Here is a 16,037-nt window from a genome sequence, read left to right as displayed (position 1 = left end):
GCTCACGAGATCGGAGGTACGCAACTACGCGTCATACGAACGGCGTGTCTACCCATATTCGATCAGGACTGCTTCGATCAGTGGCCTGACCCAGTCGGGCGTCGCCTGGGCGGCGACCGTGTCCGGGAGAAGGTCCTTCCCTTCGGGCAGGGCCAGGATCAGCACCGGGTCCGCAATCGATTCCCCCGGCTCGGCTTCCTTTCCGAATTGACGTCATGCTCAACCGCTAGGGCACAATGAGGCACCCTTCGGGAGTGACCTGCAGCGTGGACCCACGCATCATCGAACTGCACTGCATCATGCCGATGGGCAATATCCTTTCGGTCCTGGCTCACGGCATTCTCTCGTACGAATCGACAGCCAGGCTGCCGCACGCCTCTGTCGCCATGGCGGAGGTTCAGGAACGCCGCGACTGAAAACAGGTTCCCGGCGCACTACGGTTGCATCAGTACGCCAATCTGTATTTCCATGCCCGCAACCCCATGCTGTACGCACGCCTCGCGCAAGCGTCCGCGCTTTGCGTCCGCGCTTTGCGTCCTGCGGGTGACCGCCTCAGGCGCATCGTGATTGGTCGCCACGACGCGCCCGCTCTTCTGGACATCGCGCATCACGCCGCGCCAGCCAAGCTTCTTCACATCGGACGCCGGGATCTTCCGCCGGGCATCGATTGCATCGGATTTTGTGGCAAAGGACACGGGGTCTCCTGCGTCGATCCTGGTCCATGGTACCCAAAATGGCCCAAATGGCCCATTTATGCCAAGGCGCCATGTCTCGGGCAAGGCGCTTCGCGGCAGGCAGTTGCTTGAAGCAGCGCGTGGTTTGTTTTTATCCTGAAAAGATCACTCTGGATAACTATTTTACGCGAAATTTAAACTACGACATCTTGACGGAGGTTTATGAATAGTATAATTAGAACACTATGAGTGAGCAAAATATAGGAAAATTGAACCGATTGCTGGCCGAATTGGGCGATACGCGCCTGGTTTCCAGTCGCTGGCTGCGGGCCCACGGCTACTCCAGCAGCCTCATTGTGCGCTACGTGGCCAGCGGTTGGCTGGTGTCGCCGGCGCGCGGCGTCTACATGCGCAAGAGCGGTCGCCTGCAATGGGAAGGCGTGGTCCGCAGCCTGCAGGTTGGTGAAGGCATAGCGCTGCATGTCGGGGGGCGCTTTGCGCTGACCCTTCAGGGGTACGAGCACTATCTGCGCCTGGGTGACGCGGGGACGATCACCCTCTACGGACCAAACGGGCCGCCGGGCTGGGTGGAAAAGCTGCCGCTGAAGGAGCGCTTCGAGTTCCGGGGCAAGGGGCCATTCGATCCGTCTGTCCTGCGGTTCTCGGAGATGTCCGAGAAGATGCTGTTGGAGCAAGGACTCACCTGGCTTCGGGCTAACGCGGGCGTGGATGCCTTGGTGTGCTCCACACCAGAGCGGGCCATATTGGAGTTGTGTGATGGTGTCTCGGGGCCAGCGCTGGTCTACGAGGCCGATGCGCTGATGCAGGCCATGACCACGCTGCGGCCACAACGGGTCGGTATGCTCTTGCGCCACTGCCGTAGCATCAAGGCCAAGCGGCTGTTCCTGGCCCTCGCTGAACGCCACCGACACGCGTGGCTGTCGCACGTGCCTCTCGATGGGGTCGACCTGGGACGGGGCAAGCGCGCACTAGTGCCCGGCGGGCACCTGCATCCGACTTATCAAATCACCTTGCCGGGCGACCTTGATGAGCACTTGGCCTGACCAGTGGGATCGGCGCTATATCGACCGGGTGCGCTTGTTGGTCGAGATCCTGCCAGTGCTGGCGCAGGAGCCTCGTTTTGCGCTCAAGGGTGGTACAGCCATCAATTTGTTCGAGCACGACCTGCCACGCTTGTCGGTGGACATCGATCTGGCTTGGCTGCCGGTGCATGACTATGCCGAGGACGCGGCATCGATTGCGGAGGCACTCACGCGACTGGCTGGCGCGCTGCGCGCCCGCCCCTTGCAACTGCAGGTGCAGTTGCCGGCAAGCGAGGGGACGAGTGCGGTCACGCGGCTAGTGGCCAGTCGTGGACGCGCGCGCGTTCAAGTCGAGACCACCCCCGTCATGCGCGGTACGGTGCATCCAGTGCGCAATATGGTGGTCCGGCCGAGCGTAGAGGAGGTATTCGGCTTCGCCTCGATGCAGGTGCTTGGCTTTGGCGATCTCTATGCCGGCAAGCTGGCTGCGGCACTGTCGCGGCAGCACCCCCGCGATCTTTTTGATGTTGGCCTGTTGCTGGAGGACGAGCGGACTGACCAGGTGCTCTGGCGGACCTTCCTCGTGTACCTGACCTGCAGCCCCAAGCCTGCCTGGGAAATGCTGGCTCCGCGTATGCCCGTGGATTTCGCCGCGACCTTCGACGCGCACTTCAGGGGCATGACGACCCAGCCTGTCAGTGCGGAAGCTCTGCTGGAAAATCGCGAACGCTTGCTTGCGCATGTCTCTGCGTGGCTGGATGAGCCGTCCTGCGCCTTTCTCCGGTCCGTGGAGGAAGAGCAGCCAGACTTTCGCTTGATCGGGTTCCCGCATGCCGTCGAACTGCCGGCCGTGAGGCGCAAGCTGAGAAACCTGGGGCAGCGTACTGCTGCCAAACGCACAGCGGACCGCGCCTGTTTGGAGGAGGTGCTGGCGCGGATCACTGGTTCGCGATGAGGTACGGCGTCGCCAAGACTGTGGCCGACTGCTTCAAGCTGACCTCGAACGGTAGACCGCCCCGCCACTCAAAGCGGGGGCGTCGCCTTTTCTATTCGCGCAAACCGGGCATCACCCGCACTTCGAATACCCGCAATTCAAGCAGGTCTGGCAGTTGTCCATCAGCACCAGCGCCTTGGTGTTGCACTTGTCGCACATCATCGAGCCGGGCGGAAAGGTCAGCGTTTCGGCGCTGGTCGACTCGGCAGTTACGCCAGCGTCAGCGTTTTTTTTTGCGCCCAGCGCCTCGTAGGCCGCGCGCTTCTCGGCGATCAGCTTGCGCGTCGCCTCGTCCATCTCCGGGTCGTGGATCAGCCCGATGTTCTTCATGTGCTGCTCCACCACCGAGCCGATCTCGGCGACGATGCTGGGCATGTAGACGCCGCCGGCCTTGAAATAGCCGCCGCGGGGGTCGAACACGGCTTTCAGCTCTTCCACGATGAAGGTGACGTCGCCGCCCTTGCGGAACACGGCGGAGAGGATGCGGGTGAGCGCCACGATCCACTGGAAGTGGTCCATGTTCTTCGAGTTGATGAAGATCTCGAAGGGGCGGCGCTGCTCGTGCTTGGTGCCGGCGTTGAGCACGATGTCGTTGATGGTGACGTACAGCGCGTGCTCGAACAGCGGCGACTTGATCTTGAAGGTGGAGCCGATCAGGGTCTCGGGGCGCTCCACGCTTTCGTGCATCTGGATCACTTCGGCCGTCGGCGCCTCTTTCGGCGCGGCGGCAGCGACCGGGGCGGCGGCAACCTTGTCTTCGGGTTTGACCACGTTGTAACCCGTGATCTTCTTTTCGATCTTGATCGCCATGGTGTTCGCTTCTTTGGGTGTTGGTGCCGGAGTGGACGCGGCGTGCTGCGTGGATCATCCGGCCCGGCGCTTCGGCCGGGCCGGATGCGGTGCTGCTTACTTCTTCTTGCCGGCGGCCTTCTTGGCGGCGGGCTTGCGCGCGGCCGACTTGACGCTCGCCTTCTTGCTGGCAGTGGACCTCTTGGCCGTCTTGGCGACGGCTTTCTTGCTGGCGGACTTCTTCGCTGCCGCCTTTTTCGGTGCGGCCTTCTTGCCGGCCGTCTTCTTGCTGCTGACCTTCCTTGCGACCTTGGCGGCTTTCTTCTTCACCACCTTGGCGACTTTCTTCGCGACCTTCTTCACCGCCTTCTTCGCGGCGCCGGCCTTCTTGGCGACTTTCCTGACGGCCTTTTTCACGGCCTTCTTCGCGGCGGTCTTCTTCACCGCCGCTTTCTTCGCAACCTTCTTCGCCGCCTTCTTCACGGCTTTCTTGGCCGCAGCCTTCTTCGGCGCGGCCTTTTTCGCAGCAGCCTTCTTCGGCGCCGCCTTCTTCTTGGCGGCGGCCTTCTTCGGCGCTGCCTTCTTGGCCGCGGCTTTCTTCGGAGCGGCCTTCTTCGCCGCCGGCTTCTTCTTCGCCGGTGCGGGTGCGGCAACCGGCGCCGCCGGTGGCACGTCCGGCAGAACCGGCAGGACGACGGCAGGCGCCTCGGCGGCCGGCGTGGTAGTGGCGTTGCTCACTTCAGTTTCGTTGTCAATGGACATGCTGGTGTTCCCCTCCGGTGGACCGCTTGAGTTGCCGCCCGCGGCTGCATGGGCGACGGTTCAGAACTTGCCGTAGTAGCCTTCCTTCAAGGCATCGAAGAGGTTGGCGGCGGAGTGCATTTCGCCGTCGTATTCCACCTGCTCATTGCCTTTCAGTTCGACAACACTACCGTCCTCCAGCTCGAAGCGGTAGAGGGTGCTTTCGAGGTCCGCTTCCTTGACCAGCACGCCCTGGAACGCGGCGGGGTTGAAGCGGAAGGTGGTGCATCCCTTCAGGCCCTGCTTGTAGGCGTAGAAGTAGATGTCCTTGAAGTCCTCGTAGGGGTAGTCGGTGGGCACGTTGGCGGTCTTGGAGATCGACGAGTCGATCCACAGCTGCGAGGCAGCCTGGATGTCGACGTGCTCCTTCGGGCCGATGTCGTCGGCGGCGACGAAGTAGTCCGGCAGCTTGTTGGCGGGCTCGTCGGTGAACACCTTGGCGTCGGCATTGATCAGGGCGCGGTAGGCCAGCAGCTCGAAGCTGAGCACCTCGATCTTTTCCTTGGACTTCTTGCCCTCGCGGATCACGTTGCGCGAATAGCTGTGCGCGAAGCTGGGCTCGATGCCGTTGCTGGCGTTGTTGGCCAGGCTGAGCGAGATGGTGCCGGTGGGCGCGATCGAGGTGTGGTGGGTGAAGCGCGCGCCGGTCTCGGCCAGCTGTTCAACCAGGTTCGGCGCCACCGTGGCGATGCGCTGCATGTAACGGCTGTACTTCGCATGCAGCACGCGGCCGGGGATGGCGTCGCCGACCTGGTAGCCGTCCTTCGCCATTTCGGGACGCTTGCGCAGCATGTCGCCGGTGACGGTGTAGTCGCGCAGCAGCACCGGCGCGGCGCCCTTCTCCTTCGCCAGGTCCAGTGCGACTTCCCAGCCGGCCACGGCCATCTCGCGCGAAACGTCCTCGGTGAAGCCCACCGCGTCGGCGCTGCCGTAGCGCATCTTCAGCATGGTCAGCGTGGAGCCCAGGCCAAGGAAGCCCATGCCGTGGCGTCGCTTGCCCAGGATCTCGTTGCGCTGCTGCTCCAGCGGCAGGCCGTTGATCTCGACCACGTTGTCGAGCATGCGGGTGAACACCTTGACCACTTCGCGGTATTCGTCCCAGTCGAAGCGCGCCTTCGGGCCGAACGGATCGCGCACGAAGGTGGTGAGGTTGACCGAGCCGAGCAGGCACGAACCGTACGGCGGCAGGGGCTGTTCGCCGCAGTTGTGCGCGTGCAGGCCGTTGCCGTCGAAGGTGTTGATGCCGGGCACCTGCACGTCGTAGACGTCCTCGATGCCGTCGGCCCGCAGCGATTCGACGGTGGCGACAAAGCGCGTGCGGTTGAGGCTGCGCTTGTAGCCGGACAGGGCGGCCTTGAGGCGGGTGGCCTTGTCGCTGTCGGCGAAGCCGATCAGCTCGGCGAAACGAGCCAGCGCCTCGCCCGCGATCACCAGTTCGTGCTGGGCCTGGGTGGTGTAAGCGCGCGCACCGCCATGCCCATCCGGCAGCAGGCTTTCACCGGCTGCGCGGCGATCGCGGTAGATGCGCGACGGCATGCCCAGGCGCAGCAGCATGCGCTGCACCGCTTCCAGCCGCGGTAGGTCCGACTGCGCCAGGCGCACGGACACGCCCTTGGCCTGGTTGCCCTGCACCGAACCGTCGGCGTCGAAGAAGCCGCGCAGGAAACCGCGACAGGCCTCGCTCGATGCCTGTTCCAGCGCCGGGGTGACCGCCTTGTCGCCCACGCCCATGCCGAGCTCGAAGGCGAGATCGCGCAGCGCGGCGGACTTCATGCGGTACTCGCCGCGACCGGCCACTTCCGACCAGCCGGCGAAATCGGCGCGATGCGGCAAGGTTTGCGCGCAGCGCAAGGCCTCTGCCATCAGCGCACGGGCACTGCCGTTCACGGCACCGTTCACGGCAGCGGCCTGCGGCCACACCGACAGCACGGCAGCTTCGTGCTTGAGCGTGCCGTCACCGACCAGCAGGCCGAGCAGGTAGCCCTGTTCCGCGGTGAGCGCGCCGGGCCATTGCGCGTTGGCGCGGTGGTCGTTGAGCAGCACGCGATCGCCCGGCTGCAGCGCGCCGGCGGCGCACCATTCGGTCTCGACGTTCCAGCGCGTCATCCGCGAGACGCGGCGCACGCGGTGGTCTTCGGTCAGGCGCAGGCGGTGGCCTTCCACGGTCTGCAGCGCCAGCACCGGCTTGGTCGCGGTACGGAAGAAACCCTCGGCACCGGTGGCATGGTCGGTACCGTCCACCCGCGCCATGAAGCCGCGGCCGAGCAGGTCGGCGACCTGGCGAGGGCCTTCGGCGGTCTGCACCCAGGTATCGGCAGTGACGCACGGGTTGGTGGCGCGGATGTGTTCGCACCACCAGTTGTTGTTCATCTCGTTGACCTTGTCGATCAGGATGAAACCGGGCTCGGCGTAGTCGTACGTCGAGACCATGATCATGTCCCACAGGTGCCGCGCGCGGATGGTGCCGTAGATCTTGCAGGCGACCAGGCCGTCCTCGCGGTCGACGTAGTTCTGGTGGGTGGGCCATTCGCGCCACACCACCTGGGCCGGATCGTTGACGTCGATCTCGTCCTGCTCCTTCACGTGCACCGGGAACACCAGCGGCCAGTCCCGGTCGTGCTCGACCGCCTGCATGAAGCCGTCGGTGATCAGCAGGCTGAGGTTGAACTGGCGCAGCCGGCCGTCCTCGCGCTTGGCGCGGATGAACTCCTTGGCGTCCGGGTGGCTGATGTCGAACGTGCCCATCTGCGCGCCGCGGCGGCCGCCGGCGCTGGAGACGGTGAAGCACATCTTGTCGTAGATATCCATGAACGACAGCGGGCCGGAGGTGTACGCGCCGGCGCCGGAGACGTACGCGCCGCGCGGGCGCAGCGTGGAGAACTCGTAGCCGATGCCGCAGCCGGCCTTAAGGGTGAGGCCGGCCTCGTGCACCTTCTCCAGGATGTCGTCCATCGAGTCGTGGATGGTGCCGGAGACGGTGCAGTTGATCGTGCTGGTGGCCGGCTTGTGCGCCAGCGCGCCGGCGTTGGAGGTGATCCGCCCGGCCGGGATCGCGCCACGGCGCAGCGCCCACAGGAAACGCTCGTACCAGTGGCCGCGCAGCTCGTCGCTGGCCTCGACGTCGGACAGCGCACGCGCCACGCGCTGGTAGGTCTCGTCGATGCTGCCGTCGACCGGCTCGCCGGACTTCGCCTTCAGTCGGTACTTCTTGTCCCAGATGTCGTAGGACGCGGGCTGCAGCGGAATCTCCACCGCCGCGTCGCGACTCATGCTGGCGTTCTGGGCCGGGCTCGTGCCGGTACCCGTGGTTGAACCTGTGGCTGGCGCACGTGCTGTGCTCATCGGCTTCCTGACCTCCCGCAACGGCCTCGCGGCCGGCGTTGTTTTCTGTTTCGGTGCGACGTAGGTCGACCATGCTATGTCCGTGGCACGCCACCGGTCGTGAGGATTGCCCTCCCGCCCTTGTGCCAGCTGTTCCCGACGACAACGACTCCCCCTCAAGAGTGCGATAGTCGACACCAGCACTTGTCTCGACGCCGGCGTTTGAACACAAGATGTTGTGGTTGCTGTCGGGTAGGCAAATTAACCCCCGCGTCGCCCGATGTAAAGTCCCCACGGCATCATCCGGACCGACGGAACCGCGGCGCGGCGATCCGGTCGAAGCAGCGCCGCCTTCAATGCCCCAGGAGAACCCCATGACGCAGCCGCACCCCCGCCTCCTGCACCGGCTGGCCGGCCTGCTCGCCGCGGCGGCCCTCGCCATCGGCATCGTGCCGGGAAGCCTCCGCGCCGCCGCCTTGCCGGCCGCGGTCGGTGGCCAGCCGATGCCGTCGCTGGCGCCGATGCTGACGCGGGTGACGCCGGCGGTGGTGAACATCTCCACCACCACGCGGGTGCGGGTGCGCGACGCCTATTTCGACGACCCGATGGTGCGCCAGTTCTTCGGCCTGCCCGCGACGCCGCGCGAGCGGGTCGAGCAGAGCCTGGGCTCGGGCGTGATCGTGGACGCGGCGAAGGGCTACGTGCTGACCAACAACCATGTGGTTGGCGGCGCCGACGACATCCAGGTGACCCTGCAGGACGGGCGCAGCTTCAAGGCCAAACTGATCGGCACCGACCCGGAAACCGACGTGGCGGTGGTGCAGATTCCGGCGCAGAACCTCAAGGCGCTGCCGCTGGCCGACTCGTCCGGCCTGCAGGTGGGCGACTACGTGGTCGCGGTGGGCGACCCGTTCGGGCTGGGCCAGACGGTCACCGCCGGCATCGTCTCCGCGCTGGGCCGTTCCGGCCTGGGCCAGAATTCGTCGGGCTCGGGCGGCTACCAGAACTTCATCCAGACCGACGCCTCGATCAACCCCGGCAACTCCGGCGGCGCGCTGGTCAACCTGCGCGGCGAGCTGGTGGGCATCAACACGATGATCTTCTCGCCGTCCGGCGGCAACGTGGGCATCGGCTTCGCGATCCCCAGCAACCTCACCAGCGAGGTGATGGCGCAGCTGCTGGCGCACGGCAAGGTGCAGCGCGGCAGCCTGGGCGTGCAGACCCAGGCGATCACCCCGCGCATCGCCAAGCTGCTCGGGCTGAAGGACAGCAACGGCGTGGTGGTCACCGGCGTGGGCAACGGCTCGGCCGGCGAGCATGCCGGCCTGCAGCCCGGCGACGTGCTGACCACGGTGAACGGCAAGCCGCTGCGCGACGTGCAGGAATTGCACAACGCCGAAGGCCTGCTGCCGCTGGGCAGCACCCTGCGCCTGGGCGTGCTGCGCGATGGCAAGGCACGCGAAGTCAACGCCACGCTCACCGCGGAGAAGCTGGCCAGCATCGACGGCGGCCAACTCGACCCGCGCCTGGCCGGCGTGCGCTTCAGCGAACTGAGCCAGAACCTGCGCAGCCAGGGCTGGTACGGCGTGGCGGTCAGCGCGGTGCAGCCCGGCAGCCACGCCGCCCGTGCGGGGTTGAGCACCGACGATGTGGTGATCGGCGTAGGCGGCCAGCGCATCACCAGCCTGGGCATGCTGCGCGGGCTGGCCGGAGTGAAGCCGCGCCAGCTGGTACTGGTGGTCACCGACGGCGAAGACACGCGCTATGTGGTGGTGAACTGATTCGTCCAGGCTGATCCTTCCGGGCTGATCCGCCGGAAGACTCGAACGAGCCGGCTGCGCCAGTCATCCCGCGGCATGCGGAATGACCGGCGCGCAAAGACGTTACGAGGCCCGTTCAGGCGAAAGCGTGGCCCGGATCGCCCACGGCCCGTGTTCCGGCGCACACCCCGGGCCATTGTCTGTGCGCAAATGCATGAAAGTGCTTGATGTCCCGCATCCGGGCCGATGAAATACCCCCGCTCGTTCACCGCCCGTGCGCCTGCCGGGCGGCATACTTTCGCCTCCACTCCACTATTTCCGGGGCTCCCCATCGCCATGTCCGTCCGTCTTGCCCACCTGCTGTCCATCGCCCTGATCGGGGCATGCCTCGCCACTCCCGCGCTTGCCAAGACCCACCATCCCAAGGCGAAGGCCGGTGCCAGCACCGCCGCCAAAAGCAGCCTGATCTGGCGTGGCGACGTCGCCACCGCGAACGGCGTGGTCGACGAGGTGGCGAAGGCGTGGGAGAAGACCGGCCACGGCCGCATCGAGCTGCAGCCGTTCAACACCGCCTCGGGCATCGACGCGGTCGCCAACGGCACCGCTGACCTGGCCGGCAGCGCGCGCGCCGCCGACGACAGCGCGCAGAACGCGCAGCTCACCTTCACGCCGGTGGCCTGGGACGCCCTGGTGATCATCACCCAGTCGTCCAACCCGATCAGCAACCTCACGCTGAAACAGGTGCATGACATCTATTACGGCAAGATCCACAACTGGAGCGAGGTCGGCGGGCGCAACGCGCCGATCGACGTCTACGCGGTGGCCAGCCCCGGCGACGGCGTGGAATACAGCCTGCGCAGCCTGTTGTTCGGTCGCGGCAACCAGCCGGTGGCCGCGCCGCGGCTGTACGTCAACACGCGCAAGCTGGAAGAAGGCGTCGCGCTGAACCCGAACGGCTTCGGCGTGTCCACCCTGACCAGCATCAGCGGCAACCCCAAGCTCAAGGCGATCCCGCTCAACGGCAAGGCGGCCACCGTCGCCAACATCGCCGATGGCAGCTACCCGCTGTTCACCCCGCTGTACCTGGTGACCAACCCGCGCAGCCCGAAGGCCGCCCAGGCGCAGGCCTTCATCGACTTCATGCAGACCGAGCCGGCCAAGGCCGCACTGCGCAAGCATGCGGTACTGCCGTACCAGGACGGCAGCGCGCTGGCGTCGATGGACGACGCGCGCCGCGGCCGCATCCTCGCCGAGGTCGGCGCCCGCGCCGTCCGCCACACGCCGGTGTCGGCGCCGGGCGCGACCTATGCGGCCCGCGCCGCCATCGCGCCCACCTCGCCCGACACGCTGGCGGCGCGGCAGGCCGTGGAACAGCGCCATGCCGACGCGCAGGAGGCCGCCCGCCTGAACAAGGTGCACGGCAGCGTGGCCGACGTCAGCGTGAGCAGCGTGGAACACGCCAACGGCAGCGCCACCACCATCGATCGAAGCGGCGGCAAGGATTTCGGCCAGGTCAGCGCACACGCCCGCCAGGCCACGACCACCTACAAGGTGGCCAAGGGCGATACGCTGTCGTCGATCGCCAAGCGGCATTCGGTCGAGGTGGCCAAGCTGCGCGAGTGGAACCATCTGAAGAATGACCAGATCAAGCTCGGCCAGGTGCTGCGCATCGACAACAACTGACGCCCCGGTCGCGGTGCCGATACGCGCGCTGACGCTGGACCTGGACGACACCCTGTGGCCGGTGCTGCCGGCCCTGGAACGCGCCGACCAGGCGGTGGATGCCTGGCTGCGGCAACACCATCCCGAGGTGGCTCGCGCCTGGCCGATCGCGGCCATGCGCGAGCTGCGCATGCAGGTGGCCGCCGAGCGGCTGGACCTGGCCCACGACTTCACCCGCCAGCGCCAGCTCACCCTGCAGCAGGCGTTCGCCGCCTGCGGCGTGGATGATGCGCCGGTCCGGGCGCTGTGGGAGATCTACTTCGCCGCGCGCAACCGCGTGGAGCTGTATCCGGACAGCCTGCCCGCGCTCGAACGCATCACCGCGCGCTGGCCGCTGGCCAGTCTGACCAACGGCAATGCCGACCTGCAGCGCATCGGCATCCACGCACACTTCGCCCACCACGTCTGCGCGCGCGACAGTGGCGTGGCCAAGCCCGACCCGCGCATCTTCCTGGTCGCGGCCGAGCGGCTGGGCGTGGCGCCCGAACAGATCCTGCACGTCGGCGACGATCCGGCGATGGACATCGCCGGCGCCCGCGATGCCGGGCTGCGCACCGCATGGATCAACCGCGACGGCCGGCCGTGGCCGGACGAGCTGGGTCCGCCGCCCCAGCTCGACCTGCGCAACCTGACCGAGCTGGCCGACTGGCTGGACGCGCACGGCGCCCGCTGAGCAAAGGACGATAGGCAAGCCGCGGGCAATGCGCGCATCATTGCCGGTTCATCGCCCATGACGCGGCGCACCGTGCCGCCGCCCGCCCGAAGGATCCCGCATGTCCGCCCTGATCGAACGCCAACCCGGCAACCGCCGCAGCATCGCCATCGAGACCACCGACGCCGCGCACTACGCCGCGACCCGTCGCCGGCTCACCGCGGCGCAGCGGAACTGGCTGGCCGAGTGCGGCTTCACGGCGGCAGCAGGAACGTTCGCGCTGCTGTGCGACGACGCCGGCAAGCTGGTGCGCGTGCTGGCCGGCGTCGACCCGCGCGAGCCGCTGGCCGCACTCGCCGCGCTGCCGTGCAGCCTGCCCGAGGCGACCTACCACCTCGCCGCCGAAGGCGTGCTCGCCGACCGGGCCCGGGCCGCGCTCGGCTGGGCGCTCGGCGCCTACCAGTTCAATCGCTACCGCCAGCCGAAGCGCGCGCCGGCCCGGCTCGCCATCGCCGCCGCCGAGTTGCGGCAGCTGGCGCCGCTGGTGGAGGCCACCGCGCTGGTGCGCGACCTGGTCAACACGCCGACCGAAGACATGGGCCCGGAGCAACTGGGCAACGCGATCCGCCGACTCGGCAAGACGCACAAGGCGAAGCTGCGCGAGTGGGTCGGCGACGAACTGCTCAAGGCCAACTTCCCGACCATCCACGCGGTCGGCCGCGCCAGCCACCGCGCGCCGCGGCTGGTCGAGTTGAGCTGGGGCAGGAAGGCCGACCCGAAGCTGGTGATCGTCGGCAAGGGCGTGTGCTTCGACACCGGCGGGCTCGACCTGAAACCCGCCGACGGCATGCGCTGGATGAAGAAGGACATGGGCGGCGCGGCGCACGCGATCGCGCTGGCCGGGCTGGTGATGCAGGCGCAGTTGCCGGTGCGGCTGACCCTGCTGGTGCCCGCGGTGGAAAACGCGGTGGCCGGCAACGCGCTGCGCCCGGGCGAAGTGGTGGTCACCCGCGCCGGCCACTCGGTGGAAATCGACAACACCGACGCCGAAGGCCGCCTGGTGCTGTGCGACGCGCTGGCCTACGGCGCCGAGCAGCAGCCCGACCTGATCGTCGACTTCGCCACTCTCACCGGCGCCGCGCGCGTGGCGCTGGGGCCGGACCTGCCGGCGCTGTTCGCCAACGACGAAGCCGCGGCGACCGCCGCGCTGGCCGCCGGCCGGGCGGTCGACGACCCGCTGTGGCAGCTGCCGCTGTGGCGGCCGTACCGCCGGATGCTGGACTCCTACCTGGCCGACTTCGCCAATGCCGGCCCCTCGCGCCATGCCGGCGCGATCACCGCGGCGCTGTACCTTGAACGCTTCGTGCCGGACGGCACGCCGTGGCTGCACCTGGACACCTACGCCTGGAACGACGCCGACCGCCCCGGCCGCCCACGCGGCGGCGAGGCGATGGGCCTGCGCGCGATGTTTGCGATGCTGGAGCAACGCTACCGGCGGGGTTGATCTCCCTACTGCCTCCCTGCACGCGGAAAGGGATCGGAATGGCCGGATGACGCATGACTTCCGGCGATGTCGCATCCGCACGCAACGTGGCACCGTGCGGGATTCGACTCCCGCGGAGAGACCGCCCATGCGCACCCACCTGCTTGCCCTCGGTCTCGTCCTCGGCCTGGGTACCGCCAGCGCCGCACTGGCCGGGTCTACCGCACCGGCGCAGCCACCGCTCACCGCGTTGACGAAGGACTCCGGCACGCCGATGCCCGCCGAGCAGAAGAGCGTGCACTTCGACCACGCCGAACTGCACATCGCGGTCGATCCCGCCCGGCGGAACATCGACGGCCGCGCCGTGCTCACCTTCACCGCCACCGCGGCCACCGGCGTGCTGCTGCTCGACCTGGACCGCAACCTGCCGGTCCACGCCGTCGCCATCGATGGCCAGCCGCTCGCCGCATCGGCGTGGGGCAATCCGGACGGCCGCCTGCGCATCCAGCTGCCCGGACTGCTGGCCAAGGACGGCAAACTCACGGTCGCCATCAGCTACGGCGGCAAGCCCCACGTCGCGAAGAACGCGCCGTGGGACGGCGGCTTCGTATGGAGCCACACCAAAGACGGCGAGCCATGGGTGGGCAGCGCGGTGGAAGGCGAAGGCTGCGACCTGTTCTGGCCGTGCATCGACCAGCCCGGCGGCAAACCCGACCTGGTGGATCTCTACGTCAGCGTGCCCAAGCCGCTGGTGGCGCCGGGCAACGGCGTGCTGGTCGGCGTCAGCGACGAGGGCAACCAGCGCACCTATCACTGGCGTGCCAGGCATCCGGCCACCTACGCCGTCTCGATCAACGTTGGCCCGTACCGGGAGTTGAAGGGCGAGTACCGCAGCCGCTACGGCAACACGATTGCGCTCCACTACTGGTACCTGCCTGGCGAGGAGGCGCAAGCGCAGGCGCTGTTCGCCGAGTTCCCGCGCCTGCTGGATTTCTTCGAGGCGAAGATCGGCCCCTACCCGTGGGGCGACGAGAAGATGGGCGTGGTGGAAACCCCGTACAAGGGCATGGAACACCAGACCATCAACGCCTACGGCAACCACTACGCGAAGGATGGCGGCGGCTTCGACTGGCTGCTGCAGCACGAATTCGCGCATGAATGGTTCGGCAACCAGATGACCAACGCGAACTGGGACGACATGTGGCTGCACGAGAGCTTCGCCACCTACATGCAGCCGCTGTATGCGCAGCATCTGGACGGCGACGCGGACTACTACAGCTGGCTGCACCGCCTGCGCCTGATGCTGCGCAACCGCTACCCGCTGGTGTCCGGCAGCGGCCGGACCGAGGAGCAGGTCTACGACGAAAGGAACGGCCCGGGCCAGGACATCTACAACAAGGGCGCGCTGATGCTGCAGACGCTGCGCCACCTGGTCGGCGACCGCGCGTTCTACGCCAGCATCCGCGAGCTGGTCTACGGACGCCCCGATCCGAAGCCGGGCAACTTCGCGCCGCAGTACGCCACCACCCGCGACTACATCGGCATCGTGGACAAGGTGACGGGGCGCAAGCTGGACTGGTTCTTCGACGTCTACCTGTACCAGGCCGCGCTGCCGAAGCTGGATGTGCAGCGCCGCGGCGACACGCTGGACCTGCGCTGGCAGGTGCCGCACGACCTGCCGTTCCCGATGCCGGTGGAGGTGCGTGTGGACGACGTCGTGCACACCGTGCCGATGACGGACGGCGCCGGCAGTCTCGCCATACCTGCCGGCGCGGTGGTGACGATCGATCCGCACTCGGTACTGCTGCGCGACGAGCCGCGCATCACCGAATTCCAGCAATGGATGAAACAGCAACGCGCGCAGCGCGAGGCAGCGAAGCGGTGACGGCCGCGGGCGTGCCGCCGCGGCGCGCCCGTCAACTGCTGCCGGGCAACGGGCCGCGCAGGCCGCGCAGCTTCTGCGCCAGCACGCGCAGGCCGCGCGCGATCTTCGGCAGCATCCAGCACATCAGCAGCACGAACAGGCCGAGCAGGACCAGCAGTGCCAGCGGGTGCCGCCACATCAGGTACAGGCCGCCGATCCAGCCGATGTCCTCGCCCGCGCTGGCGCCCCAGTTGCTGAAGGGCTCCGGCGAGGTGTTGATCAGCGCGCGCGTGCCGGCCTTGGTGAAATGCGTGCCGGCCACCAGCGCGCCGCCGAGCAGGGCCGCCGCCAGCTGCGCACCGGCGCCGGAATCCTTGAACACGCCCCAGGCCAGCAGGGTGCCGATCGGGATGCGGATGAAGGTATGGATGGCGTCCCAGGCGCTGTCGAACGCCGGCACCTTGTCGGCCAGGAACTCACACAGCATCAACGCGCCCGATACCGCCAGCACCCAGGTATCGGTCAGCGGCAGCAGGCCGGCCGGCAGGTGCACGTAGCCGAACCGGCCGAGCATGCCGGCCACGAAGATCGTGGCATACAGGCGGATGCCGCTGGCCCAGGCCAGGCCACCGGCAAGCGCAACGTTCGACAACATGTCCATGCGGATCCTCTCGGGCGGGACGTCCTGCAGTGCAGGGTTTACGCGCGACACCGATCTCTGTCCAGCCGCGCGATGCTCCTCGCGCAGGAAATGCCGCCGCCGCGCGATCGGCAAGAAGCGGCTCGCCGCACTGTCTGGTATGCATGCCCTGGCGGACGTCCATATGGCCCTCGCGGGTGCGGGCCGGGCCGTCGGCGACCCACGCCGAACGGCTGCCGGGTCGGCACGGAAAACAAAGACTGATGTCATGGCGCTGTTTTTTTCCCCGCTTCC

General features: G+C 67.5%; 13 protein-coding genes. 9 read left to right on the top strand and 4 right to left on the bottom strand.

Annotation, left to right across the window (positions count from 1 at the left end; all coding sequences use genetic code 11):
- The first annotated feature begins 266 nt into the window (after positions 1-266).
- Positions 267-416 carry a hypothetical protein gene (locus DEO45_RS16625; RefSeq protein ID WP_189339762.1) on the top strand — a complete coding sequence of 50 codons (150 nt, stop codon included), beginning with the start codon at positions 267-269 and terminating at the stop codon, positions 414-416.
- An 18-nt stretch (positions 417-434) separates the two neighbouring features.
- On the opposite strand, the gene DEO45_RS14165 is transcribed toward DEO45_RS16625, so the two are convergent.
- Positions 435-695, bottom strand: a complete 261-nt coding sequence (locus DEO45_RS14165; RefSeq protein WP_114344915.1) for a hypothetical protein — start codon at positions 693-695, stop codon at positions 435-437.
- 248 nt (positions 696-943) lie between these two features.
- Between DEO45_RS14165 and DEO45_RS14160 the strand changes: the two genes are divergently transcribed.
- Both DEO45_RS14160 and DEO45_RS14155 read left to right on the top strand, forming a co-directional pair.
- Positions 944-1,738 carry a type IV toxin-antitoxin system AbiEi family antitoxin gene (locus tag DEO45_RS14160; protein WP_262982193.1) on the top strand — a complete coding sequence of 265 codons (795 nt, stop codon included), beginning with the start codon at positions 944-946 and terminating at the stop codon, positions 1,736-1,738.
- Positions 1,722-2,672: a nucleotidyl transferase AbiEii/AbiGii toxin family protein gene (locus tag DEO45_RS14155; RefSeq protein ID WP_114344913.1), complete on the top strand. Its 951-nt coding sequence runs from the start codon at positions 1,722-1,724 to the stop codon at positions 2,670-2,672. The genes DEO45_RS14160 and DEO45_RS14155 overlap by 17 nt, the downstream gene beginning before the upstream one ends.
- A 111-nt stretch (positions 2,673-2,783) precedes the next feature.
- Here DEO45_RS14155 and DEO45_RS14150 read toward each other — a convergent pair whose 3' ends face one another.
- Positions 2,784-3,521, bottom strand: coding sequence for an NrdJb (locus tag DEO45_RS14150; RefSeq protein WP_114344911.1), 738 nt, complete (start codon positions 3,519-3,521; stop codon positions 2,784-2,786).
- Between DEO45_RS14150 and DEO45_RS16620 the strand changes: the two genes are divergently transcribed.
- On the top strand, positions 3,493-4,338 hold the full coding sequence (locus DEO45_RS16620; protein WP_189339761.1) for a hypothetical protein: 846 nt from the start codon (positions 3,493-3,495) through the stop codon (positions 4,336-4,338). The two genes, DEO45_RS14150 and DEO45_RS16620, sit on opposite strands and share 29 nt — an antisense overlap.
- Here the strand turns inward: DEO45_RS16620 and DEO45_RS14140 are convergent.
- Positions 4,323-7,571: an LAGLIDADG family homing endonuclease gene (locus DEO45_RS14140; RefSeq protein WP_114344908.1), complete on the bottom strand. Its 3,249-nt coding sequence runs from the start codon at positions 7,569-7,571 to the stop codon at positions 4,323-4,325. The genes DEO45_RS16620 and DEO45_RS14140 overlap by 16 nt on opposite strands.
- 425 nt (positions 7,572-7,996) lie before the next feature.
- Here DEO45_RS14140 and DEO45_RS14135 point away from each other — a divergent pair, with 425 nt between their 5' ends.
- The 5 genes from DEO45_RS14135 (at position 7,997) to DEO45_RS14115 (ending at position 15,124) form a co-directional block, all read left to right on the top strand.
- Positions 7,997-9,403: a Do family serine endopeptidase gene (locus DEO45_RS14135; protein WP_114344906.1), complete on the top strand. Its 1,407-nt coding sequence runs from the start codon at positions 7,997-7,999 to the stop codon at positions 9,401-9,403.
- Between the two features lie 315 nt (positions 9,404-9,718).
- Positions 9,719-11,065 carry a LysM peptidoglycan-binding domain-containing protein gene (locus tag DEO45_RS14130; RefSeq protein WP_114344904.1) on the top strand — a complete coding sequence of 449 codons (1,347 nt, stop codon included), beginning with the start codon at positions 9,719-9,721 and terminating at the stop codon, positions 11,063-11,065.
- 13 nt (positions 11,066-11,078) lie between these two features.
- Positions 11,079-11,777 carry an HAD family hydrolase gene (locus tag DEO45_RS14125; protein WP_114344903.1) on the top strand — a complete coding sequence of 233 codons (699 nt, stop codon included), beginning with the start codon at positions 11,079-11,081 and terminating at the stop codon, positions 11,775-11,777.
- 100 nt (positions 11,778-11,877) lie between these two features.
- The gene (locus DEO45_RS14120) at positions 11,878-13,260 is read left to right on the top strand and encodes a leucyl aminopeptidase family protein (protein WP_114344902.1); all 1,383 of its coding nucleotides are present in this window, start codon (positions 11,878-11,880) and stop codon (positions 13,258-13,260) included.
- A 127-nt stretch (positions 13,261-13,387) separates the two neighbouring features.
- Positions 13,388-15,124: a M1 family metallopeptidase gene (locus tag DEO45_RS14115; RefSeq protein ID WP_114344899.1), complete on the top strand. Its 1,737-nt coding sequence runs from the start codon at positions 13,388-13,390 to the stop codon at positions 15,122-15,124.
- 31 nt (positions 15,125-15,155) lie between these two features.
- Here DEO45_RS14115 and DEO45_RS14110 read toward each other — a convergent pair whose 3' ends face one another.
- Complete coding sequence (locus DEO45_RS14110) at positions 15,156-15,764, bottom strand: DUF4126 domain-containing protein (protein WP_223250886.1); 609 nt, start codon at positions 15,762-15,764, stop codon at positions 15,156-15,158.
- Positions 15,765-16,037 lie beyond the last annotated feature (273 nt).

This window comes from Rhodanobacter denitrificans (assembly GCF_003335105.1).
Classification (GTDB): Bacteria; Pseudomonadota; Gammaproteobacteria; order Xanthomonadales; family Rhodanobacteraceae; genus Rhodanobacter; species Rhodanobacter denitrificans_A.
The sequence above is the reverse complement of the archived record's forward strand: the minus strand, read 5'-3'. Positions and strand labels throughout refer to the sequence as shown.